This is a genomic window from Citrobacter sp. UYEF32, assembly GCF_040546205.1.
Lineage (GTDB): Bacteria > Pseudomonadota > Gammaproteobacteria > Enterobacterales > Enterobacteriaceae > Phytobacter > Phytobacter diazotrophicus.
Genome location: NZ_JBEPNI010000008.1, coordinates 139309 through 162924, shown reverse-complemented (window position 1 = coordinate 162924; position 23616 = coordinate 139309). Strand labels below are relative to the sequence as shown.

The window sequence follows — 23616 nt, the reverse complement described above, 5'->3', positions numbered from 1 at the left end:
CTGCTCCGTTACTGATGCGTCACAACGATAAGACGCAGCGCGTCAAGACGCCAGCCTGCCTGAGAAAGGCTTTCCAGCACCTGCAGGCGGTTGCTCTCAATAGCGCTCAGCTCGTCATCACGAATATTCGGGTTAACGGCTTTGAGGGCTTCGAGGCGCGACAGCTCCGCTGACAATTTTTCATCCGCTTCGCGCTTCGCGGCGTCGATCAATGCCTGTGCGGCTTTTTCGACCTGCGCTTCACCTTTTTGCAGAATGGTGTGTACATCCTGCTGTACGGCGTTCACCAGCTTACTGCCGGTGTGGCGGTTAACCGCGCTGAGCTGACGGTTGAAACTCTCGAACTCGACCTGTGTGGCAAGGTTAGTGCCGTTTTTATCCACCAGCAGACGAATCGGCGTCGGCGGCAGGAAGCGGTTAAGCTGCAGTTGTTTCGGCGCCTGTGCCTCAACGACATAAATCAGTTCCAGCAGCAGTGTACCGACAGGCAGCGCCTTATTTTTCAACAATGAAATGGTGCTGCTACCGGTATCGCCAGAAAGGATCAGATCCAGCCCGTTGCGAATCAGCGGATGTTCCCAGGTAATAAACTGCGCATCTTCGCGGGACAGTGCCACCTCACGCTCAAAGGTGATGGTGCAGCCATCTTCCGGCAGGCCCGGAAAATCCGGTACCAGCATATGATCGGATGGCGTCAGCACAATCATGTTCTCGCCGCGATCGTCCTGGTTGATACCGACGATATCGAACAGGTTCATGGCGAAATTGATAAGCCCGGTATCATCGTCCTGCTCTTCAATGCTTTCTGCCAGAGCCAGCGCTTTTTCACCGCCGTTGGAGTGAATTTCCAGCAGACGGTCCCGACCTTGCTCAAGCTGCGCTTTCAGCGCGTCATGCTGCTCGCGGCAGGCCTTGATAAGGTCATCAAAACCGTCGGTATTTTCCGGCGATGCAAGGTAATTAATCAGATCGGTGTGGACCTTGTCGTAAATCGTCCGCCCTGTCGGGCAGGTGTGTTCGAACGCGTCCAGACCTTCGTGGTACCAACGCACCAGCACGGATTGCGCCGTTTTTTCCAGATAAGGCACGTGGATCTGAATGTCATGCGCCTGGCCGATACGATCCAGACGACCGATACGCTGTTCGAGCAGATCCGGGTTGAACGGCAGATCGAACATCACCAGATGGCTGGCAAACTGGAAGTTACGTCCTTCGGAGCCGATTTCAGAGCACAGCAATACCTGCGCGCCGCTGTCTTCTTCGCTAAACCAGGCCGCCGCGCGGTCACGTTCTACTATCGACATGCCTTCATGGAACACTGCGGCACGGATACCTTCACGCTCGCGCAAGACCTGCTCCAGTTGCAGCGCGGTGGCCGCTTTGGCGCAGATCACCAGAACCTTCTGTGAACGATGGCTGGTCAGATAGCCCATCAGCCATTCGACGCGCGGATCGAAGTTCCACCAGGTACCGCTGTCGCCTTCGAATTCCTGATAGATCTGTTCCGGGTAGAGCATATCGCGGGCACGGTCTTCAGCACTTTTACGCGCGCCCATGATGCCGGAGACTTTAATTGCCGTCTGATACTGGGTCGGTAGCGGCAGCTTGATGGTGTGCAGTTCGCGTTTCGGGAAGCCTTTCACGCCGTTACGGGTGTTACGGAACAGCACGCGGCTGGTGCCGTGGCGGTCCATTAGCATCGAAATCAGCTCCTGACGCGCTGCCTCAGCGTCGTCACGGTCACTGTTGGCGGCCTGCAGCAGCGGCTCGATGTCCTGTTCGCCAATCAGGTCGCTAAGCGTATTGAGCTCGGTATCATTCAGGCGTTTGCCTGCCAGTAACAAGGCAACCGCATCAGCAACCGGGCGATAGTTCTGTTGTTCATCAACGAACTGAGCGAAATCGTGGAAACGGTTTGGATCCAACAAGCGCAGGCGCGCAAAGTGGCTCTCAAGGCCGAGTTGCTCCGGTGTCGCGGTAAGCAGCAAAATGCCCGGCACGCGCTCAGCAAGCTGTTCAATGGCCTGGTATTCACGGCTTGGAGCCTCTTCGCTCCACACCAGGTGATGAGCTTCATCCACCACCATTAAATCCCATTCGGCGTCACACAGGTGCTCCAGGCGCTGTTTATTACGGCGCACGAAGTCCAGTGAGCAAATCACCAGTTGTTCCGTTTCAAATGGGTTGTCGGCATCGTGCTGCGCTTCGGCATAGCGTTCGTCATCAAACAGCGCAAAGCGCAGGTTGAAGCGACGCAGCATTTCGACCAGCCACTGGTGCTGCAGCGTTTCCGGCACGATGATCAGCACACGTTCCGCGGCGCCGGACAACAACTGCTGGTGGAGGATCATCCCGGCTTCAATGGTTTTACCTAAGCCAACTTCGTCCGCCAGCAGCACACGTGGCGCATGGCGACGGCCAACATCGTGGGCGATATGCAACTGGTGAGGGATCAGGCTGGTACGCTGGCCGCGCAGCCCGCTCCACGGCATACGGTACTGTTCACTTTGATATTTACGCGCGCGATAACGCAGCGCGAAACGGTCCATACGGTCGATTTGCCCGGCGAACAGGCGGTCTTGCGGTTTGCTAAAGACCAGTTTGCTGTCGAGAAAGACCTCGCGCAGCATGACGTTGGTTTCCTGCGTATCCAGGCGCGTACCGGTATAGGCGAGCAGGCCGTTTTCTTCTTTTACGTCTTCAACAGTCAGCTGCCAGCCTTCGTGGCTGGTTACCGTATCGCCAGGATTAAACATGACGCGTGTAACGGGGGAATCGCTGCGTGCATACAGACGATTTTCTCCCGTCGCGGGAAAAAGCAGAGTAACGGTTCGCGCATCCATCGCTACGACTGTACCCAGTCCGAGTTCGCTTTCCGTGTCGCTTATCCAGCGTTGACCAAGTGTAAAGGGCATAAATTGAACTCTATATCTCAAATTGCAGGCAATAGTTCGTCACCGCCTGAGAATCAGGCGGACGGCTAAGTTTGGGGCCAGGAATAGAAAGGGCGCTATGGTACTGGATGGCAATGCTTTCGTCACTCTCGTTATGCCCGTTGTTTTGCAAGTCACCGCGTTGTTGGCACGTTGATCACCTTGTTCGCTGTATGCCGAAAACCAGCTCAACAATGGCCGCGAAGCAACCCGCAATCCAGAGGCTCGAAGGCTGGCCTCTGTTACTGCGCCAGCCGGATACGAAGTCAAAACAGTCCCAGTTGCCCTGTCAGTAGTGTAGCAAAATCATCGTCGGTGAAGGGCAGTATTCCATCAGCGACCGGCTGAAGTTGTTTGGTCAGATAGTGGTCGTAATCCAGGGGCGATTGCTGATAATCCACCGGTTCCGGCCCCTGTGTCGTCCAGACATATTTGATGGTGCCCCGATTTTGATACTGGGGCGGGCGGCCGCGTTTCAGGTTCTGTTCATCGGCGAGTCGTGCTGCGCGAACATGAGGCGGCACGTTACGCTCGTAATCGGCCAGCGGGCGGCGCAGGCGCTTGCGGTAGACCAGCAGCGCATCCAGTTCACCTGCCATCAGCTTATCGATTGTTTCGCGCACATAATCCTGATAGGGCTCATTGCGAAAGATACGCAAATAAAGTGTCTTTTGAAATTGCTGCGCCAGCGGCGTCCAGTCGGTTCGTACGGTCTCCAACCCTTTGAACACCATCCGTTGTTCTTCACCTTCTTGTATCAATCCGGCGTAGCGCTTTTTACTTCCCTGTTCTGTGCCGCGAATGGTTGGCATCAAAAAACGGCAAAAGTGGGTTTCGAATTCCAGTTCCAGCGCACTGGTCAAGTGCTCAGCGGACAGATGTGCTTCCCACCAGTTGTTCACATAGGCCACCAGTTCGTGACCAATACGTGCCGCATCGGCCTCGTTATGTGCTTTTTTGAGCCAGACAAAGGTGGAATCCGTATCGCCGTAAATGACGTCATAGCCCTGAGACTCAATCAGCGCTTTGGTCTGGCGCATGATCTCGTGGCCGCGCATGGTGATCGATGAAGCAAGACGCGGATCGAAAAAACGGCAGGCGCTGGTACCCAGCACGCCGTAAAACGCATTCATGATGATCTTAAGCGCCTGCGACAGCGGTTTGTTTCCCACTCGTTTGGCTTCATCGCGGCCATGCCAGATTTGACCGACGATCCCGGGCAGGCAATGGGTCTGCCGGGAAAAGCGTGCGCCCAGAAAGCCGCCTGTGCTGTGTTCAGGATCCGGATGCGCCATCCCTTCCACCAGACCGACGGGATCGATCAAGAAGGTGCGGATGATCGAGGGATACAGGCTTTTGTAGTCCAGCACCAGCACGGAATCGTACAGGCCCGGGCATGAGTCCATCACATAGCCGCCGGGACTGGCCTGCGGTGGCACATCACCAAGGTTTGGCGCGACATACCCCGCGCGGTGCATCCGTGGAAAATAGAGGTGGCTAAACGCCGCCACCGAACCACCATGCCTGTCAATCGCCAGACCGTTCACCGTAGCGCGTTCCAGCAAGAACGGCATGATGTCCGTTTTGTGGAAGATACGCGTTACCAGTTCACAATCTTTCAGGTTATAGGTGGCAAGGGCGGGCTTGTTTTCGGCGAAACGGCGATCGATTTCGTCCATGCGATCCCATGGGTTATCGATCGCTTTGCCTTCACCCAGTAACTCCTGCGATACCGTTTCCAGCGAAAAAGAGGAAAAATTCCAGAAAGCGGATTTAAGCGCTTCAATCCCGTCGATAATCACCCTACCAGTTGCCTGGGCGAAGAAAACGCCGTTTTTAAACCCGTGCTCACGCCATTCGAGCGGTTGATTGCCGCGCCCGAGCAATAAAGGCAGGCGATAACGTTCCGCGCTTTTTTGCAGCACGCGCAGGTCGAACTGCACGACGTTCCAGCCGATAATCACGTCGGGATCGTGCTGCGCAAACCAGGCGTTGAGCTTTTCCAAAAGTTGCGGACGACTGGCGACATACTCAAGAGTGAAATCCAGCCCGCTGGCATCACCGTTTTCCGGACCGAGCATATAGACCGTGCGCTGGCCGCACCCCTCCAGCCCGATACAGTAAAGTTCGCCGTTACGGGTGGTTTCGATATCCAGCGAGACCCATTTGAGGGGCGGGCGATAATGCGGATTGGGTTTCAGGCGCGCGTTGGTCAGTTGCTCGCCGCGCGGCTCGCCATCCACCCATACCGGCGCGGTAATAAAGCGCTCCATCAAAAAGCGTTCTGGCGGGCGGACGTCGGCTTCATAAACCGTGACGCCACCGTCGCGCAGCAGTTTTTCATAGCACATCAACTGGCGGTGCGCCCGACAATATAGCCCGTGAACGGGCTGGCGGTGGAAATCCTTAAGTTGCAGCGGCGTGAGGCGGTACTGGTTTTCTCCGGCGAGTAAACGCTGTGCCTGGCTGACTTGCGCACTGGGGATAAACGCAACTGATTCTTGTGGCGGCAAAAAGACCTGTAGCGGCCCGTTATCCGTCGCCAGCCAGAATTCCACCTCGGTTCCCTGTGGCGTGTCCCGCCAGTGTCGGGTCAGTAAAAAGCCTTCTCGCGCTTGCGTCACACCATTCTCTCATCGCCTCATTATCGGCGAGATTATAGCCTGGTTTGCCCGGGGATACTGATTTTTTGTACAGGTATGCGGATGCCCGCCCGCCGCTGCACTCAGCCGGGCTGGCGGTCGACTTTTTGTATCGGAATACGCGGGAGATATCGCAGTATGCGATAACCGGTGTAGTAGAACGATTCCCTGAGCAGAAAAGGCAGTTGCGTTTGCCAGGAACGATATCGGCTTGTGGTGGTGGGCGAGGTCCAGCTCACAATATCGTTATCGTGTGCGATAAGCCGCATGCGCAGCATATGCAAAGGATCGCTGACCAGCAGCGCTGTCTGCATATTCTGGCGTGTCATGATTATTTTGGCGTTTTGGATATTTTCACGGGTAACGGTAGATTGCTCGTCGATAAAAATGACCGACTCAGGGACACCCCGATTTAAGAGATAATTTCGGGCGATGGCGGCATCGGACTCGGTTGCGCCATTACTGAGACCGCCTGTCAGGATCAGCGAGTTCACCTTGCCTTCCTGATATAACCAAATCGCGTGGTCTAATCTGGCGGTAAAAACCGGGCTGGGGGATTTTTTATTGATACCGGCTCCGGCAACAATCGCGCAATCTGCCTTGCGTGTCTGGTCCTGTTGGCTAAAGCGGTAAATCGCGATGGCGTTATAAATGATCACGAACGCCGCCGTGACGAGCCCCAGCAGTATCCATTTTCCTGCTCCCTTTATTTTCACTGGCTTTTCTCCCGCCGGTTGCCGTATCGCATAGCATTGCCAGTTTGCCGTGAAATGGCAACGACATGCTGGATATAAGGCGGAAAATTAGGAAGTTAAAAATGACCGACCCATAGCCAGGCTACGGGTCGGGAGAGGGTAAAACTTACTGTCCGTAATAGGCTTTTGCGCCGTGTTTGCGCAAATAGTGTTTGTCCAGCAGTGTCTGTTGCATAGCCGGGAGCTCTGGCGCGAGCTGGCGGCAGAAAATGCCCATATAGGCCACTTCCTCCAGCACGATGGCATTGTGCACCGCGTCGTCGGCGTTTTTCCCCCAAGCGAACGGCCCATGTGAGTGCACCAGTACGCCGGGCATTTGTGCCGGATCGATACCCTGCTTTCTGAAGGTTTCAACGATCACGTTGCCGGTTTCCCACTCGTATTCACCGTTAATTTCGGTATCCGTCATTTTGCGCGTACAGGGAATGGTGCCGTAGAAATAGTCTGCGTGGGTTGTTCCGGTCGCCGGAATGGCCTGGCCGGACTGTGCCCAGATGGTAGCGTGGCGCGAATGGGTATGCACAATGCCGCCAATGGTCGGGAACGCCTGATAGAGCAGGCGATGCGTTGGGGTGTCGGAAGAGGGTTTCTTTTTCCCTTCCACCACTTCCCCGGTTTCGAGACTGACCACCACCATATCCCCGGCGGTCATGACGCTGTAATCAACGCCGGACGGTTTAATTATCAGTACGCCACGTTCGCGGTCAACGGCGCTGACATTGCCCCAGGTGAGGGTCACCAGGTTGTGTTTTGGCAGCGCCAGATTGGCTTCCAGCACTTGCTGTTTCAATGCTTCTAACATGCTTTCCTCCAGGAAAAAGCGGCCTGCCGGAGCAGGCCTAATGTTCCCCTGTTAACGTTTGGAGCCGTAATACACTTCGTTCCAGCGCAAAGCGTCTTTAAAGGCAGGCAGGCGGGTTTCGTTATCGATAGTCACAATTTCGATACCGTGTAGCTCAGCGAACTGGCGCATGTCATCAAGGTTCAGGGCGTGGCTGAACACGGTATGGTGCGCGCCGCCCGCCAGAATCCAGGCTTCGGAGGCGGTCTGTAGATCCGGCTGTGCTTTCCACAATGCGTTCGCAACCGGCAGTTTCGGCAGATCGTGCGGCGTTTTAACGGCATCAACGCAGTTCACCAGCAGGCGGAAGCGATCCCCCAAATCGATCAGGCTGGCGTTAATGGCCGGGCCGGTTTTGGTAGAGAAAATCAGGCGTGCCGGATCGGCTTTACCGCCAATGCCGAGGTATTGAACATCCAGGATCGGTTTCTCATCCAGCGCGATAGACGGGCACACTTCCAGCATGTGCGAGCCGAGTGCCAGATCGTTGTTCTCTTCGAAGTGATAGGTGTAGTCCTCCATAAAGGAGGTGCCGCCCTGCAGACCGGTCGACATCACCTTCATGATGCGAAGCAGAGCGGCAGTTTTCCAGTCGCCTTCGCCCGCAAAGCCGTAGCCCTGCTGCATCAGGCGTTGAACCGCCAGGCCCGGAAGCTGTTTCAGGCCGTGTAAATCTTCGAATGTGGTGGTAAAGGCGTGGAAGCCCCCCTGTTCCAGGAAGCGTTTCATACCCAGCTCAATGCGTGCGGCATCAATCACATTCTGACGCTTGTCGCCGTTCACCTGTGCGGCTGCGGTCAGGCGGTAGCTGCTTTCATACTCGTCGACCAGCGCGTTAACATCACCTTCACTGATGCTGTTCACTACTTGAACCAGATCGCCCACACCCCAGGTGTTGACGGAGAAACCGAACTTGATTTGTGCGGCTACTTTGTCGCCGTCGGTCACCGCCACTTCACGCATGTTGTCGCCGAAACGGCACACTTTCAGATGACGGGTATCCTGTTTGGACACGGCCTGGCGCATCCAGGCACCAATACGCTGATGCGCTTTTTTGTCCTGCCAGTGGCCGGTCACCACCGCATGCTGTTGGCGCATGCGTGCGCCGATAAAGCCGAACTCACGGCCGCCGTGCGCGGTCTGGTTCAGGTTCATAAAGTCCATGTCGATGCTGTCCCACGGCAGGGCAGCGTTAAACTGAGTGTGGAATTGCAGAAGCGGTTTGTTGAGGATTGTCAGGCCGTTAATCCACATTTTTGCCGGTGAGAAGGTATGCAGCCACACCACCATACCGGCGCATTTGTCGTCATAGTTGGCGTCACGGCAGATATTCGTTATCTCATCCGGCGAGGTGCCGAGCGGTTTAAGAACCAGTTTGCAGGGCAGTTTGGCCTCAGCGTTCAGCGCGTTAACCACTTGCTCGCCATGCTGCGTCACCTGACGCAGGGCTTCGGGTCCGTAAAGGTGTTGGCTGCCAATCACAAACCAAACTTCATAATTATCAAAAATCGTCATTATTGTGTCCTTAGTGAGTGAGCGCTGCCTGCGTTGCTGGCGCAGCTACAGGGAGATAGTGAAGCTCGGCGCTTTTCGCCCATTGCTGGTAGCGGCGGTAGAGTTGTTCAAAGCGTTGAGCCTGCGCAGGTGCGGGTTGCAGCGTGTTTTCGATCTGGCTGGCCATTTGCTGCTGTGCAGCAGGAATATCGGTGTGAACCCCTGCGGCGACGGCGGCAAAAATAGCCGCACCGAGTGCACAGCACTGATCCGAGGCGACAATTTGCAGCGGGCGATTAAGCACATCGCAGCAGGCCTGCATGATGACGCGGTTTTTACGGGCGATACCCCCCAGCGCCATGACGTTGTCCACCGCGATACCTTGCTCGGTGAAACATTCCATAATGGCGCGTGCGCCAAAGGCAGTAGCGGCAATCAGCCCGCCAAAGAGCGCCGGGGCATCGGTTGCAAGATTCAGGTCGGTGATCACCCCTTTCAGGCGCTGGTTCGCGTTCGGCGTACGGCGGCCGTTGAACCAGTCGAGGACAACCGGCAGGTGTTCCAGCGATGGGTTTTGCGCCCAGGCCTCTGTCAGGGCTGGCAGCAGTTGTTTCTGGCTGGCTTTAATTTGCGTCTTCAGTTCAGGATGTTGCAGCGCCAGTTGCTCCAGCGGCCAGCCGAGGATGCGGCCAAACCAGGCGTAGATATCGCCGAACGCCGATTGACCTGCTTCCAGACCAATAAAATCGGGTACCACGCTGCCATCCACCTGACCACAGATGCCTTTCACGGCACGGTCGCCGACGCTCGGCTTATCAGCGATAAGAATGTCGCAAGTCGACGTACCAATGACTTTGACCAGCGTGTTGGGCTGTGCGCCTGCGCCTACTGCCCCCATATGGCAGTCGAACGCGCCGCCGGAAATAACCACCGTTTCCGGTAAGCCAAGGCGTTGCGCCCATTCCGCCGTCAGCGTGCCAACCGGGATATCGGCGGTATAAGTGTCGGTAAAGAGCGGGCAGGGCAGGTGTTTGTTGAGGATTGGATCCAGTTCATCGAAGAAGCTGGCGGGGGGTAAACCACCCCAGCTTTCATGCCACAGAGATTTATGCCCGGCGCTGCAGCGACCACGGCGGATATCCTGCGGACGGGTAGTGCCGGAGAGCAGGGCAGGCACCCAGTCGCACAGTTCAATCCACGATGCGGCAGCCTGAGCGACATTGCTGTCGGCGCGGGTCACGTGCAGGATTTTTGCCCAGAACCATTCGCTGGAATAAATCCCGCCGATGTAGCGTGAATAGTCGACTTTACCCGTTGCGTGGCACAGGGCGGTGATCGCTTCGGCTTCTTCGACCGCCGTATGATCTTTCCACAACACAAACATCGCATTGGGGTTGTCTGCAAATTCCGGACGCAGTGCCAGAACCCGGCCTTCTGCGTCGACAGGAGCAGGCGTTGAACCGGTGCTGTCCACGCCAATGCCTTTGACCTGGGCACGCTGTTCAGGCGTCAGTTCTGCCAGCACGCTTTTAAGCGCCATTTCCATCGACTCGATATAGTCCCGGGGATGGTGGCGAAATTGATTATGTGCCGCGTCGCAGTAACGCCCTTCTTGCCAGCGAGGATACCACTCCACGCTGGTGGCGATTTCTGCCCCAGAGGTACAGTCCACCGCCAGTGCGCGAACGGAGTCGCTGCCAAAATCGAGGCCAATTGTGATTGCCATCGTGTTGCTCCATGAAGAATAACCTTATGGAGAAACATAGTGATCGGCGGGAAAAAGCGTCAGGCAGGATTCGCTAATCTTATGGACGAAAATGCTATGGGAGTGCAAAGTGTGACCGTGTGCAAAAATTCTATGTGGACATTTTAATCGCCTTTATAGACACTTTGGTTGACCCTTTTTGTCCCCTTTGCGTCATAAAAATGGCGTAATTGCTTTTATCTGGCGGGGTTAAAAGTGGCGGCGTTTTCCTTGTGCCTGGTCAAAACGCCTGATTAATGAAAAGCGTATCAATATGGACAATTGGTTTCCTTCATGATGCCCGGAGTATCGAGTTTATGGCTGAGTCACAAAATGATCCTCTGTTGCCTGGTTACTCGTTTAACGCCCATCTGGTGGCGGGGTTGACCCCTATCGAGTCCGAGGGCTATCTCGATTTCTTTATCGATCGTCCGCTGGGAATGAAGGGGTACATTCTCAATTTCACCATTCGCGGTGAGGGGGTCATTAATAACCACGGGAAACAGTACGTTTGCCGCCCCGGCGACATGATTTTGTTCCCGCCGGGAGAAATTCATCACTATGGTCGCCACCCGGATGCCAAAGAGTGGTATCACCAATGGGTCTACTTCCGTCCGCGCGCCTACTGGCATGAGTGGCTAAGCTGGCCGACCATTTTCGCGCAGACTGGTTTCTTTCGCCCGGAAGAGCCCTGGCTGGCGCAGTTTAGCGAACTCTTTGGGCAGATTATCGATGCCGGGCAGAGCGGAGGACGTTACGCAGAATTGCTGGCGATAAATCTGCTCGAACAACTGTTATTGCGCCGTATGGATGCCATCAATGAATCACTGCATCCACCGCTCGATAACCGCGTTCGCGACGCCTGCCAGTACATCAGCGATCATCTGGCGGACAACCATTTTGATATCGCCAGCGTCGCGCAGCATGTGTGTCTGTCGCCGTCCCGTCTCTCGCACCTGTTCCGTCAGCAATTGGGGGTAAGCGTGCTGAGCTGGCGCGAGGATCAGCGTATCAGTCAGGCGAAGCTGCTGTTGAGCACTACGCGTATGCCAATCGCCAGCGTGGGGCGCAATGTCGGCTTTGAAGATCAGCTCTATTTCTCACGCGTTTTTAAAAAATGTACCGGCGCCAGCCCCAGTGAATTTCGTGCAGGATGTGAATAGAGCGTAAAGATAGGCAAGGAGTGGCCCGGCAACCTGTCATAACCGGCAAAATATTCAGATAATTGAAGCTTGACCCTCAGGGTATGCGCCTGGAGAATTCCAGCTTCATTTTTTGACCGGAAAACATATGCAAGCACTGCTGGAACACTTTGTTACCCAATCTACGGCCTATACGCTGATTGCGATTGCGCTCGTGGCTTTTCTGGAGTCGCTGGCGCTGGTGGGGCTTATTCTACCCGGCACCGTGATGATGGCGGCACTCGGGGCGCTGATTGGCAGCGGTGAAGTGAATTTCTGGCACGCCTGGATGGCGGGGATTGTGGGATGTCTGCTGGGGGACTGGATCTCATTCTGGCTCGGCTGGCGTTTCAAAAAACCGCTGCACCGCTGGTCATTCATTCGCAAGAACAAAGCGCTGTTGAATAAAACCGAGCATGCGCTGCATCAGCACAGCATGTTCACCATTCTGGTGGGGCGGTTTGTGGGGCCGACGCGTCCGGTTGTGCCGATGGTCGCGGGCATGCTTGATCTGCCGGTCACGAAGTTTATCCCGCCAAACATCCTTGGTTGCCTGCTGTGGCCGCCTTTCTATTTCTTGCCTGGCATTCTGGCGGGAGCGGCGATTGATATCCCGGCGGGGGAGCAGAGCGGTAACTTTAAATGGCTGCTGCTGCTGGCAGCGGTGCTGCTCTGGCTGGCGTTCTGGATGTGCTGGCGCCTGTGGCGTAGTGGTAAAGCCGGACTGGATCGTTTAACGATATATCTGCCGCGTCGCCGATTGTTCTGGCTGGCGCCGCTGCTGACGGTGGGGGCCGTGTTTGCGGTAACAATTCTGGTTCGCCACCCTTTAATGCCCATCTACCTGTCTATTTTGCAAAAAGTGGTTACCTGATCCCAAGCAGCGAGGAGACAGGCGCGTTGCCGCTGAGCAGTTCGTCTGTTTGCCCGTCCCAGGCGATACGACCATCGGCAATCACCAACGCGCGCGACGCGATACGGGCGGCATCTTCCACATTGTGCGACACCATCAACAGCGTTAACTGCTGGCGATGACAAACCTCTTTTACCAGTGCAAGCATCTCCTGGCGCAGGGCCGGATCGAGCGCGGAGAAGGGTTCATCCAGCAAGAGCACGGGTTGTTCACGCACCAGACAACGGGCAAGTGCCACACGCTGCCGCTGGCCGCCAGAAAGCTGATCCGGCATGCGGCCAAGCAACGTATCCAGCCCCATAGTGCTGGCAATGGCCTCAAGTTTTGTATTTTGCGCAGAAGACAGTTTTAGGCCCGGGTTCAGCCCCAGACCAATATTTTGCCGCACCGTGAGATGGGTAAAGAGGTTGTTCTCCTGAAATAGCATCGACACCGGGCGCCGCGAAGGTGGCGTGCGCGTATGATCGCTATTCTCAATCATAATGACGCCGCTGGCCGGGGAGAGAAAACCGGCGATTAAATTGAGCAGCGTACTTTTCCCGGCCCCACTAGGCCCAAGCACGGCGACCTGTTCGCCCTGTTGGATCGACAGCGTAAAACGCATGGGTAAATGCTGATACAGCCAGGTTACATCAGTCAGTCTTAGCATGGCGGCCCGGAAGTTTTTCGATAAGGGTGAACAGTAAAAAGCACAGTAGCAGCAAAATCAGCGCGGTAACCGCACCATCCTGCGTGCGATAGGCGCCAATTTGCTGATAAAGATAGAAGGGCAACGTACGGAAATCGTCATTGCCAAACAACGCCACAACGCCAAAATCACCAATCGACAACACGCAGGCAAAGGCCAGCGCCTGCGTCAGCGGTGCTCTAAGGGCACGCAGTTCGATGACCTTTAACCGGTTGAAACCTTCAATCCCCAGAGACTGACAGAGCAGGCTGTAGCGTGCCGTCACATCCCGCATGGGGTTCTCCAGTACTTTCAGGGCATAGGGAATAGCCATCAACGCATTGGTGAAAATCACGATGCCATCGGCGGACGAGGGCAGGCCGATGCTGTTATTGAGCAGCAGGAAAAAGCCGGTCGCCAGCACAATACCAGGCATCGCCAGAATCAGCATGCCGCTCATCTCCAGCGCTTGTCCGGCCAGTTGATGCTGGCGGGCGCGTAGCTCACGGCTGCTCCAGAGCAGCATCATGGTTAACGTGACACACAGCAACCCCGCTCCCAGGGCAATGCGCACAGAGGTCCAGATTGCCTGCCAGAGCACGGGCTGAGCAAGTACATGAAGAAGGCTGAGGTTCAGGCCATCGATAATGACCGCCAGCAGGGGGGGCAACAGAAGAAGAAGCGCCAGTGCGATGAGCGTGTAGTCGGCGATACGGCTGAAAAAGCGATCTTCCGGGTTGCGCCAGCCCTGAATCTGATGGCTGCCCACGGAAATGGCTTTGCTAAGGCGCTGGCTAAGTAGAACCAGCCCCAGGCAACAGATCATCTGGATTAACGCCAGCAGCGCTGCGCGGCCTGGGTCGAAGTCGTAACTCAACGCCTGATAGATAGCCAATTCAATCGTCGTTGCTTGCGGGCCGCCGCCCAGCGACAGCACAGTGGCAAAGCTTGCAAAGCAGAGCATGAAAATCAGGGCGGCGACAGGCGGGATCTGGCGGCGTAGCCAGGGCCACTCGACATAGCGGAAGAAAGACCAGCCGCGCATACCCAACTGCGCGGCCAGTTGTCGCTGCTCGCCGGGGATCTGCTCCAGCGTCTGGAGCAGCAGACGGGCCGCCATCGGCAGGTTAAAAAAGACGTGCGCCAGCAGAATGCCGGGCAATCCGTACGGTGAAAATGTCCACTCCAGACCTGCTGCGCGAAACGCCGAGGCAAGCCAGCCCTGGCGGCCATAAACACTCAGAATACCAAATACCCCAACCAGCACCGGGAGGATCAGCGTCATGGCGCACAGACGCAGCAGGGCAAGACGGCCAGGGAAGCGTCGCCGATAGAACGCGCGGGCGAGAAAGATAGCCGGTGCGACGGAGAGCAGCGCCGACAGAAAGGCCTGCCAGAAAGAGAAACGCACCACGTGCCACAGATAACTATCGTGCAGGAGTGCCGCCAGATCGGCCACGGGCGCGTTTTGCCAGAGCGCGAGAAACGCGGAGAAGGCCACCGCCACCATCAGGGCGGCGGCGGCCAGTCCGGGAACCAGCCAGCCGAAGGTTAGCGGCTGACGGCGCGTTGCCATGCGTTAATCCATTCGCCGCGCTGGGTTGCGACGTCTTGCGGGGTATATTCCAGCGAGGTCTGCGGTTTCACCAATGTGTCGAATGCGGCGGGCAGCGAGACATTGCTGACCGGGTACATCCAGTTGCCGGTCGGGATGGCATTCTGGAATGCCGGAGAGACCATAAATTTCAGGAACTTCTCTGCCAGTTCCGGCTGCTTGCTGGCGGCGGTTCGGGCTGCGACTTCAACTTGCAGATAATGGCCTTCGGTAAATGCTGCGGCTGCGTAGTTGTCTTTCTTCTCTTCAATGATGGGATAGGCCGGAGAGGTGGTATAGCTCAGCACCAGGTCGCCTTCCCCTTTCAGGAACAGACCGTACGCTTCGCTCCAGCCTTTGGTGACCGTCACGGTTTTGGCCGCCAGTTTTTGCCAGGCTTCCGGGGCTTTATCGCCGTACACTTTCTGCATCCACAGCAGCAGGCCGAGACCTGGTGTGCTGGTACGCGGATCTTCATAAATCACACGCCATTTCTGCGAGCTTTCTACCAGTTCTTTCAGGCTCTTCGGCGGGTTTTGCAGTTTATTTTTGTCATAAACGAACGCGAACCAGCCGTAATCGAAGGGAACGAAGGTGTCGTTTTTCCAGCCGCCAGGCACGGTAACGGCGTCGGGTGAAATACCGCTTTTGGCGAACAGTTTGGTCTGCGTGGCGGCTTCAAGCAGATTGTTATCCAGCCCCAGCACCACGTCCGCTTTGCTGTTTTTACCTTCCATGCGCAGGCGGTTAAGCAGCGATACGCCATCTTCCAGCGCGACAAATTTCAGTTCGCAGTTGCAGTCGGCTTCGAAGGCTTTTTTTACCGCAGGCCCCGGTCCCCATTCCGCAGAGAAGGAGTCGTAGGTGTAAACGGTCAGGGTCGGTTTCGCGAAAGCAGGCGCTGCGGCAAGCAGCAGGAATGGCAGAACTTTTTTAAGCACTTTGCACCTCAAAAATGGGTGGCAAAGAGGATTTAAGCGATAGCCTCAAATCCCTTCGCCGGCGTTATCCGGATCAGGTTCGACGGGTATTTTCTCAGCACACGCTTTTGGCGCAGCACCCCGTTGAGCACCGCGCCATTGTAATGATTTTGTAAGTTTTCTGAAAGCGCCCCTTCATCATTCAGCAGGAAGAGCCGGAATCTCCGTGATTACGGGTCCGGCGGAGCGAACCATGCGGATTTAAAGTCAAACCAGCCAAGGGTGTTCATACGCAGACCGCGCATACTCCGCTGGCCCTGAATCCGCAGCCAGTGGTGAATCAGCGGTACCATGGCTTTGCTTTCCAGTAACTGCTGGCACCAGACGGCCAGATTCATTTTCCCGGCGCGCCAGCGCTCAGCATCGGCCTGCCAGTCCAGCGGAACGCAGTGTTGAATCAGCGGAACTTCATACAAATGCGTGAAGAGAGAAAAATCGAGCGGCAGCGTGAAGTTGGCGCTATTAAGCCAGATATCACTGACGATATCGCCACGGTGCCACTCTTCATAATCCACCTCTTGTATCTCCAGGCGTATATCATGTTGCGCCAGTAGTTTGCTCATGGTGTTGGCAATGGCTTTATGCTCGTTGTGATCGCGGTAGAAGGTCAGCGTGAGCGATTCCAGCCCCGCCGGTTTTTCACCACTGCCTGGTCGCGCATGGTGCCAGCGCGGCAGCAGTCCGTACGCCGGGAACCAATACTGCTGATAATGTTCTTCGGCGTGATAGAGCAGCCGGGTAGGGGAGAGCACCTGGCTTATCCAGTCGCGAACCCCCTGGTTTGCTCCCCGGTGCGAGCGTGCGTCGAAGAGCAAGTAATAACAGCCCTCTTCAAGGCGGCTTTCGACCGCTTTTTCACCGTCGGTTGGCCCGTCGATGGTCAGACCGCCGTTCGGTTCATCACCAATTTCCGGCAGTACCCAGACATTGACTTCATCAATAAGCGCGCGATACCCGAAGTAATCATCAAACGCATGGATTTTCAGTTGGTTATTGTTGTTGCGGGTGACAGCGTAAGGTCCGGTGCCGACCGGATGGCTGGCGAAGATGGCCATCGAGTTCCACTCCTGCGGCAGGATCATGGCGGGTACATGCCCCATCAGCCAGGGCAGCCAGTTGTCCGGCTGTGACAGATGAATATCCAGCGTCCAGGGCGTCGGGGAGATAACCTGGGTGATATGCGAGTAGAGCGGCAGCGTGCAAACTCGTTCGAGGGACGCAATAACATCGCGCATCTCAAGTTCACGGCCATGGTGAAAATGGATGCCGGGGCGCAAATAAAAACGCCAGTGGAGTGGCGTGATCGCTTTCCAGTGATGCGCGATATCGGCTTCCAGTTCCCCATTTTCCTCATTTATGCGAGTCAGAGCGCTAAAAATTTGCCGCGCCATGTGGGTTTCAGAGCGCCGCAGGGCGGTGCCTGGCAGCAGGTTACGCAGCGGACGGTAGTACAAAACCCGCAGAATATGCCGCCCCTGGCGGAAGCTGCGGCCCAAATGCGAGATTAGCATCTGGCGGACGGCGCTCTTATCACCCACCAGTTGAACCAGTTGCTCGATACGATCCTGCTCCAGCAAATCCTCTGCCCGCTGTTGCTGTAAAGCGAGGCCGGTATAAAGAAAAGTCAGGCGCGAACGCTTGCCGCGACCGGCTTCAGCCTCCCACGTCAGCCAGCCGCGCTCTTGCATGGTATTGAGCAGGGTCCGCATATGGCGACGGGAACAGCTCAGCAGATCGGCCAACTCATTGAGCGTTGTCTCCTGAGATTTCCCGTCGCAACATTGCCACAGACGAATGAACTGTTGTTGCAGGCGACCTGATGGCATAAAAGGGGAACTCCTGATGAAAAGTCAGCAATTTATTAATCCCTATATTAAGCCAATAATCTTCCGTGATGAAGCGAGGAGGTGGTTATGGAGAGATCGTCTACACAGCAATTTTACTTAGCGTATTTTCGTGCTACGCAGAATGCGTCCCGGCTCTTTCGTTTGAGTACGAATCAGCGGCTGAAAATGCTCGAAGAATTAATGCAGTGGGAAGTGACAATCCCGGTCTCGAAACCCTGAAACGCGTCCATCATGTGTGACTGAGTATTGGTGCTAATCACCACGCCAGCAGTTATTATCTGCTGGCTTTTTTCGTTTCTTTCGCATGCAAGGGATCTTTATGCTCTGGTTAGTCACGATGGGACGTCGCCTGAATGGGGTCTTCATCGCTTTTATGATCGTCGCGTTTATGATCGGTGTTGCTGGTGCTTTGCAGGCCCCAACGCTGAGCCTGTTTCTGAGTCGCGAGGTGGGGGCGCAACCGTTTTGGGTTGGACTGTTTTATACCGTTAACGCCATTGCCGGGATCCTGGTCAGCCTCGGGCTGGCAAAACGCTCTGACCAACAGGGCGATCGCAAAAAACTGATTATGTTTTGCTGTCTGATGGCGGTGGGTAACGCTCTTCTGTTTGCCTTCAATCGACATTATCTGACCTTAATCACCTGTGGCGTGATGCTGGCGTCGCTGGCCAGTACTGCTATGCCGCAGCTTTTCGCGCTGGCGCGGGAATACGCGGACAGTTCGGCGCGTGAAGTGGTGATGTTCAGCTCGATCATGCGTGCGCAAATTTCGGTGGCATGGGTTATTGGCCCGCCGATGGCCTTCATGCTGGCACTCAACTATGGCTTTACCGCCATGTACTCGATTGCCGCCGGTATCTTCGTAATCAGCCTGGTACTGGTGGCATTGTGGTTGCCCTCCGTGAAGCGAATTGAACAGCCTGCGGATATTGCCGTCACGGAAGTCAGTGGCTGGGGCAATAAGAACGTCCGTATGTTGTTTATCGCCTCGACGATGATGTGGACCTGCAACACGATGTACATCATTGATATGCCGCTGTGGATCAGCAGCGAGCTGGGGTTACCGGACAGTCTGGCGGGCGTGTTAATGGGAACGGCCGCGGGGCTTGAGATCCCGGCAATGATCCTGGCAGGTTACTACGTTAAGCGCTTTGGTAAACGCAGGATGATGGTCAGCGCAGTGGCGGCGGGCGTGGTCTTCTATGTGGGGCTTATCATGTTCCATAGCCGTGAAGCTCTGCTTGGTCTGCAGCTCTTTAACGCTATCTTTATTGGGATTATTGCCGGTATAGGCATGCTATGGTTTCAGGATCTGATGCCAGGCCGCGCCGGATCCGCAACGACGCTGTTCACTAACAGTATCTCTACGGGGGTGATCCTCGCCGGGGTGATACAGGGCGCGCTGGCACAAAGCTTCGGCCATGGGAAGGTGTACTGGGTGATAGCGGTGCTTTCGCTGGTGACGCTTTTTCTGACCAGCCGGGTCAAAGACGTCTGAGGCGAAAAACGCTCCCGGCTGACGGTTGCCGGGAGCGGTGGGTTAAGCGGTGGGTTATTTCAGTACAATGCGTTTGATATCGCCAATGATAAAAATATAAGCGACAACGCCAATCAGCGCCGTCAGGCCAATATAGATAAGCGCGTAGAAGAAATTCCCGGTCCCGGAAATAATAAACCCTATGATCAGCGGCGTAATAATGGACGCCATATTAGCGCAGAAGTTAAAGATCCCACCTGTCAGCCCCGCCATATTTTTCGGCGCAATGTCGGAAATTAACGTCCAGCCTAGTCCGACCATGCCCTGGCCGAAAAAGGCAATCGACATAATCACAATCACCAGCGTGTTATTCGATACCCAGTTCGCTGTGATAATACAACTTGAGAGCAGCAGGCCGGAGATGATCGGCAGCTTCCTGCTGATATTTACCGATGCGGTTTTCTTCAATAATTTATCTGAAATCCATCCGCCAAAAATGATGCCTACCGCCGCCGAGAGAAACGGCCAGGTCGCAAAAAAACCGACGTGCAGCCACGGGAGATGCCGCTCGTGGGCAAGATATGTGGGAAACCATGTCAGAAAGAACACCAGCGTGGTGTTACCTGCGAATTGCCCTAAACTGGCGCCAATGACCTGTCGGCAGCACAGCAGTTTTTTGGCATCCGGCCAGTTAAAAGGGATGTTTTCACTACCTTTTTCTTTATTACCAACCCCAATGTATTCCAGCTCTTCTTTATTTGCCGTTGTTGATTCGTGGGGCTCTTTATAAAATTTCCACCATACAAACGTAAAGGCGATGCCGAGTGCGCCGGTGATGAAAAATAATGTTCTCCAGCCGTGGTGTTCAAGGATTAAAAATAAAATCGGCGAGAAAGCGGCCAGGCCAATATATTCCCCAACGGTATATGTTGCCGTTGCCCGGGCGCGTTCATGCTGTGGAAACCATGTTCCTACGACGCGACTGTTAACCGGGAAACAGGGAGCTTCACTGATCCCAAGGCCTAAACGAAATAGCAGTAGAGATTTTAAGCCCACTGAAAAACTTTGCAGTAAGGTGAAAGCTGACCAGAAAAAGATAGAAAGGGCGTAGGTTATTTTGTTTCCGAAGCGATCTAAAAACATTCCTCCGGGGATTTGCGCCAGCGCGTAGGTCCATGCAAAGGCTGAGAACACGATACCCATCATGGCGGGATCGATATGGATCTCATTGCTGAGTGCCGGAGCGACAATACCTAATATGGTACGATCCAGATAATTGATCATCGTACCGATAGATAGTAACAATAAAATTACAATTCGCGCTTTGGTTCGCTTTTGTTGGCCTGCTAAAGGCACAGCACTTTCCTGGCTGATACTTGTCCTCATAGTAGTTTCCTTTAATATTTAAAATATTTTTGCATATTCCTTAATATGCAGAAATACTTTATCTTTCCGCTCTTTATTTTCACGCTATAAACTAACGCTTAACATATTATTCACCGCATCATATGAATATTTGATATTGCCCAAGAATTCATGTTTTACCCACAGGGGACGGCCTGTGCTGTGCTATATTCAATGCAATATCAATTTTATATTATACGGTCAAAAATAATGAACCTAAAGCAACTTTATTATTTTAAGCGTTTATCGGAAACGGAGCACTACACGGAGGCGGCTTCCAGTCTCTTCATCACTCAACCCTCCCTAAGCCACGCTATCTCTGAGTTAGAGAAGGAGCTTGGTGTATCCTTGTTTGCCAGAAAAGGTCGGAATGTCGAAATTACGCAAAACGGAAAACGCTTTCTTCCCTATGTCGAAGATGCGCTAACGTCTCTGGAAAATGGCCGCATGACTTTGCAGAAAAGTGGCCTGGAAAATAAGGAGAATATTCGCATTGCCTTTATATATACAATGGGTGAATATGTTGTCCCGCAGCTAATTCACAAATATTCTACACTTCCAGCCCGACATAACGTGACCTTCTCCTTTACTCAGGGGACGTCTCTGACTTTATTGCAGGAGTTGAAAGCTGGCAAGAGCGACTTAACGATTTGCTCATATATCCCGGATGAACCGGATATTGATTTTATCCCTATTATTCAACAGGAATTGGTCGTCGTCACCGCGAAGGATCATCCACTGGCGCGCTTGTATCAAAATGAAGTGGATCTTGTTGAGACAATCCATTACCCGTATATCTACTTTTCGGAGAACAGCGGCTTACGGCCGTTTATTGATAACGTCTTTATGCAGCAAAAACTGGTGCCTGATATCGCCTGTTATGTTGATGAGGATACGGCGATGGCGGGGCTGGTCAGTATTGATTACGGTATTGCGATCATGCCAAGAATTTCTGCACTCTCGTATTATAACGTCCATATTCTGGCGATTAAAAATAAGATCCCGCCGCGTTATATCTACCTGGCGACTATGAAAGATCGCGTGCTTTCACCAGCGATTCAATCCTTTAGAAACTTTATTATTGATGACAGCCAGCAAAAGCGCTAACAAGAACCCGGAGACAGGCTCCGGGTTCTTGTTTTAGTACAGAATATCCATCATTTCACGCAGTTCTTTGATGGCGATCTGCCCTGGTGCCGAGGCCTGGCCTACGGTACCGAACGTCATCGCTGAACCAAACAGGCGACCCGTTACACGACTGACGCCACCCATTTTTGCCATCGACATGGTAATAATTGGGCGTGTCGCATATTTCTCTTTCATGGTCAGCGTGGCGGAGAGCAGTGTCAGCACATCCTGCGGCGTTTGCGGCATAACCGCGATCTTTGGCAGATCTGCGCCCAGCTCCTGCATGCGGCGAAGACGATAGATGATATCTTCCTGGGCGGGCGTTTTGTGGAAATCATGATTACTCATGATGACCTTCACACCAGCGCCATGGGCCACATCGATGACTGCACGAATATGCGCTTCATCGTTGAACAGCTCAATATCGATAAGATCGGCCAGACCGCTGATGGCTGCCTGACGATTAAGCTCGAAATAGGCCTCATCGCTGATTTCTGTTTCGCCGCCTTCTTTTTTGCTGCGGAAGGTAAACAACAGCGGAATATCAGCCAGAATCTGACGAATGTCGCTCAGCGCCTGTTGCACAAGCTGCGGTTCGCGAACTTGTGTGAAGTGGTCGACACGCCATTCGATAAGATCGGCACCTGCGGTGGCCAGAGTCCGTGCATTTGCTTTCAGTTCGTCGAGCGTTTTGCCGATCAGCGGCACACAGATAAGCGTGCTTCCTTCCTGAAAGGTGATGTTTTTAACCGTTACTGCTTTAGTCATGTTGGTATCCATAATATTCTCGCCGAACCGTCAGGCTGTGGCGGTTGCGCGGACCGTTTTTTGGGCAGCGCGAGCCTGAAACTGACGATAACCGATGTACAACGCAATCACAAAGCCGATTATGGCGATAATCAAATCAAACCACATAATGCTGGCGATGCTGATTTTGGACAGTTTCGCCGTGATCAACGGGATCGTGAAGCTGGCAATACTGCCGGCAGTGTAGAAGATCCCGGTGGCTTTACCTTTCCCTTGCGGGAAACTCATTGCCATGATGGTCGCACCCAACTGCAATACCCCGCCTGCGGCTGAGAAACCGATCACGAAAGCAAAACCGGTCACAATCATCGGCGTCGGGAACATGCAAACAATCAACAACGAAATCATCGAGATGCCGGTGTAGAGAATCATCGCAACGGCCGAGTTAATGACGTTTTTCACAAAGGTCGCGGTGACAAATACACAGGTCAACGAGCCCGCCGTGTAGATACTCAGTAACTTGATTGCTGATTCGTAGGGAATACCCGCAACGAACTGGCCGTACTGCGCCAGCCACTGACTGACCAGGTAAAAGGTCGCCATGCCAATATAGCCATACAGCGTGAACACCAGCATATCCATGGTACCGGCATCTGACTGCGTTGTTGTCGCTGCACCAGGTTTCTCTGCGGTCTCTTTTTTGGCCCCGTTGTCAGGGAAGGGCATTTTGATCAAATAGATGGCGCTAATAACCATCAACACAGCCGCAATGATAAATGACCAGCCAAACCACAGATTCGCCCAAATCAACAGGCTAATAATGAAGGGCAGCAGGAATTGCCCGGCCGAGACAAAGGCTTTGATTAACACGTTCGCACGGCTTGCTGAGTTCGGGAAAGATTCCATCAGCGCCGGGTAGGTCCCGGAGTCGAGGAAGCTGTTCGCCAGGCCAGCCAGGATGCCAAAGAAATAGGCAACATAGATGTTTTTGGTCAGCAAAATACCTAAGAAAAAGAGCAAATAGCTCAGAATACCCAGATAAATAAAAGGCTTACGTCCGTAGCGATCGGACAGAAAACCCGTCACGATGGTGGCGAGTTTGCCGATACCTAAAGACGAAATAACAATCGAAACGCCGGCTCTGTCTGTTCCCCACTGTTCCTGTAAATTCGCCATGTTGAGGGTAATTAATAGTACCCCCATGCCATGGATCAGGTAATTGAGGTACAGCCCGGCCGCAGTTGGGACATATTTATTTTTCATCATGTT

The 23616-nt window shown here is 54.3% G+C and carries 18 protein-coding genes and 1 riboswitch; of the genes, 5 read left to right on the top strand and 13 right to left on the bottom strand.

Features of this window, described 5'->3' with window-relative positions:
• Window positions 1–8: 8 nt before the first annotated feature.
• The 6 genes from rapA to araB all read right to left on the bottom strand — a co-directional run bounded on the left by rapA (window position 9) and on the right by araB (window position 10391).
• Window positions 9–2915, bottom strand: coding sequence for an RNA polymerase-associated protein RapA (rapA, locus tag ABIB59_RS21900; RefSeq protein WP_071193632.1), 2907 nt, complete (start codon window positions 2913–2915; stop codon window positions 9–11).
• A gap of 284 nt (window positions 2916–3199) precedes the next feature.
• Complete coding sequence (gene polB / locus ABIB59_RS21895) at window positions 3200–5557, bottom strand: DNA polymerase II (protein ID WP_354037024.1); 2358 nt, start codon at window positions 5555–5557, stop codon at window positions 3200–3202.
• Between the two features lie 101 nt (window positions 5558–5658).
• Window positions 5659–6291 (bottom strand): YdcF family protein, encoded by a 633-nt coding sequence (locus tag ABIB59_RS21890; RefSeq protein ID WP_394373784.1) that lies wholly within the window; start codon window positions 6289–6291, stop codon window positions 5659–5661.
• Between the two features lie 145 nt (window positions 6292–6436).
• The gene (gene araD / locus ABIB59_RS21885; protein WP_039078336.1) at window positions 6437–7132 is read right to left on the bottom strand and encodes an L-ribulose-5-phosphate 4-epimerase; all 696 of its coding nucleotides are present in this window, start codon (window positions 7130–7132) and stop codon (window positions 6437–6439) included.
• Between the two features lie 51 nt (window positions 7133–7183).
• Window positions 7184–8686 carry an L-arabinose isomerase gene (gene araA / locus ABIB59_RS21880; RefSeq protein ID WP_039078337.1) on the bottom strand — a complete coding sequence of 501 codons (1503 nt, stop codon included), beginning with the start codon at window positions 8684–8686 and terminating at the stop codon, window positions 7184–7186.
• Between the two features lie 10 nt (window positions 8687–8696).
• On the bottom strand, window positions 8697–10391 hold the full coding sequence (gene araB / locus ABIB59_RS21875; RefSeq protein ID WP_039078338.1) for a ribulokinase: 1695 nt from the start codon (window positions 10389–10391) through the stop codon (window positions 8697–8699).
• 335 nt (window positions 10392–10726) lie between these two features.
• On the opposite strand from araB, the gene araC reads away from it, so the two are divergent.
• On the top strand, window positions 10727–11572 hold the full coding sequence (gene araC / locus ABIB59_RS21870; protein WP_039078339.1) for an arabinose operon transcriptional regulator AraC: 846 nt from the start codon (window positions 10727–10729) through the stop codon (window positions 11570–11572).
• 127 nt (window positions 11573–11699) lie between these two features.
• Window positions 11700–12464: a DedA family protein gene (locus ABIB59_RS21865; protein WP_354037021.1), complete on the top strand. Its 765-nt coding sequence runs from the start codon at window positions 11700–11702 to the stop codon at window positions 12462–12464.
• On the opposite strand, the gene thiQ is transcribed toward ABIB59_RS21865, so the two are convergent.
• The 4 genes from thiQ to sgrR all read right to left on the bottom strand — a co-directional run bounded on the left by thiQ (window position 12457) and on the right by sgrR (window position 17570).
• Window positions 12457–13152, bottom strand: coding sequence for a thiamine ABC transporter ATP-binding protein ThiQ (gene thiQ / locus ABIB59_RS21860; RefSeq protein WP_039078341.1), 696 nt, complete (start codon window positions 13150–13152; stop codon window positions 12457–12459). The genes ABIB59_RS21865 and thiQ overlap by 8 nt on opposite strands.
• Entirely contained in the window at window positions 13136–14746 is a 1611-nt protein-coding gene (gene thiP, locus ABIB59_RS21855; protein WP_354037019.1) for a thiamine/thiamine pyrophosphate ABC transporter permease ThiP, read from the bottom strand. The genes thiQ and thiP overlap by 17 nt, the downstream gene beginning before the upstream one ends.
• The gene (thiB, locus tag ABIB59_RS21850; protein WP_354037017.1) at window positions 14722–15705 is read right to left on the bottom strand and encodes a thiamine ABC transporter substrate binding subunit; all 984 of its coding nucleotides are present in this window, start codon (window positions 15703–15705) and stop codon (window positions 14722–14724) included. Before thiB ends, thiP begins: the two co-directional genes overlap by 25 nt.
• 32 nt (window positions 15706–15737) lie before the next feature.
• Window positions 15738–15838, bottom strand: a riboswitch (TPP riboswitch).
• Between the two features lie 76 nt (window positions 15839–15914).
• Window positions 15915–17570 (bottom strand): HTH-type transcriptional regulator SgrR, encoded by a 1656-nt coding sequence (sgrR, locus tag ABIB59_RS21845; RefSeq protein ID WP_335257394.1) that lies wholly within the window; start codon window positions 17568–17570, stop codon window positions 15915–15917.
• An 87-nt stretch (window positions 17571–17657) separates the two neighbouring features.
• On the opposite strand from sgrR, the gene sgrT reads away from it, so the two are divergent.
• A complete protein-coding gene (sgrT, locus tag ABIB59_RS21840) occupies window positions 17658–17810 on the top strand; it encodes a glucose uptake inhibitor SgrT (RefSeq protein WP_132439681.1) in 153 nt (50 codons plus the stop codon).
• Between the two features lie 100 nt (window positions 17811–17910).
• On the top strand, window positions 17911–19089 hold the full coding sequence (locus ABIB59_RS21835) for a sugar efflux transporter (RefSeq protein ID WP_071193638.1): 1179 nt from the start codon (window positions 17911–17913) through the stop codon (window positions 19087–19089).
• Window positions 19090–19143: 54 nt separating this feature from the next.
• Here ABIB59_RS21835 and ABIB59_RS21830 read toward each other — a convergent pair whose 3' ends face one another.
• Entirely contained in the window at window positions 19144–20454 is a 1311-nt protein-coding gene (locus ABIB59_RS21830; protein ID WP_039078346.1) for an MFS transporter, read from the bottom strand.
• Between the two features lie 228 nt (window positions 20455–20682).
• Between ABIB59_RS21830 and ABIB59_RS21825 the strand changes: the two genes are divergently transcribed.
• Window positions 20683–21579 carry a LysR family transcriptional regulator gene (locus ABIB59_RS21825; protein WP_039078469.1) on the top strand — a complete coding sequence of 299 codons (897 nt, stop codon included), beginning with the start codon at window positions 20683–20685 and terminating at the stop codon, window positions 21577–21579.
• Window positions 21580–21612: 33 nt separating this feature from the next.
• On the opposite strand, the gene aroD is transcribed toward ABIB59_RS21825, so the two are convergent.
• Together aroD and ABIB59_RS21815 are read right to left on the bottom strand one after the other, a co-directional pair.
• A complete protein-coding gene (gene aroD / locus ABIB59_RS21820) occupies window positions 21613–22368 on the bottom strand; it encodes a type I 3-dehydroquinate dehydratase (RefSeq protein WP_071193640.1) in 756 nt (251 codons plus the stop codon).
• Between the two features lie 30 nt (window positions 22369–22398).
• The gene (locus tag ABIB59_RS21815) at window positions 22399–23610 is read right to left on the bottom strand and encodes an MFS transporter (RefSeq protein WP_071193641.1); all 1212 of its coding nucleotides are present in this window, start codon (window positions 23608–23610) and stop codon (window positions 22399–22401) included.
• Window positions 23611–23616: the final 6 nt, after the last annotated feature.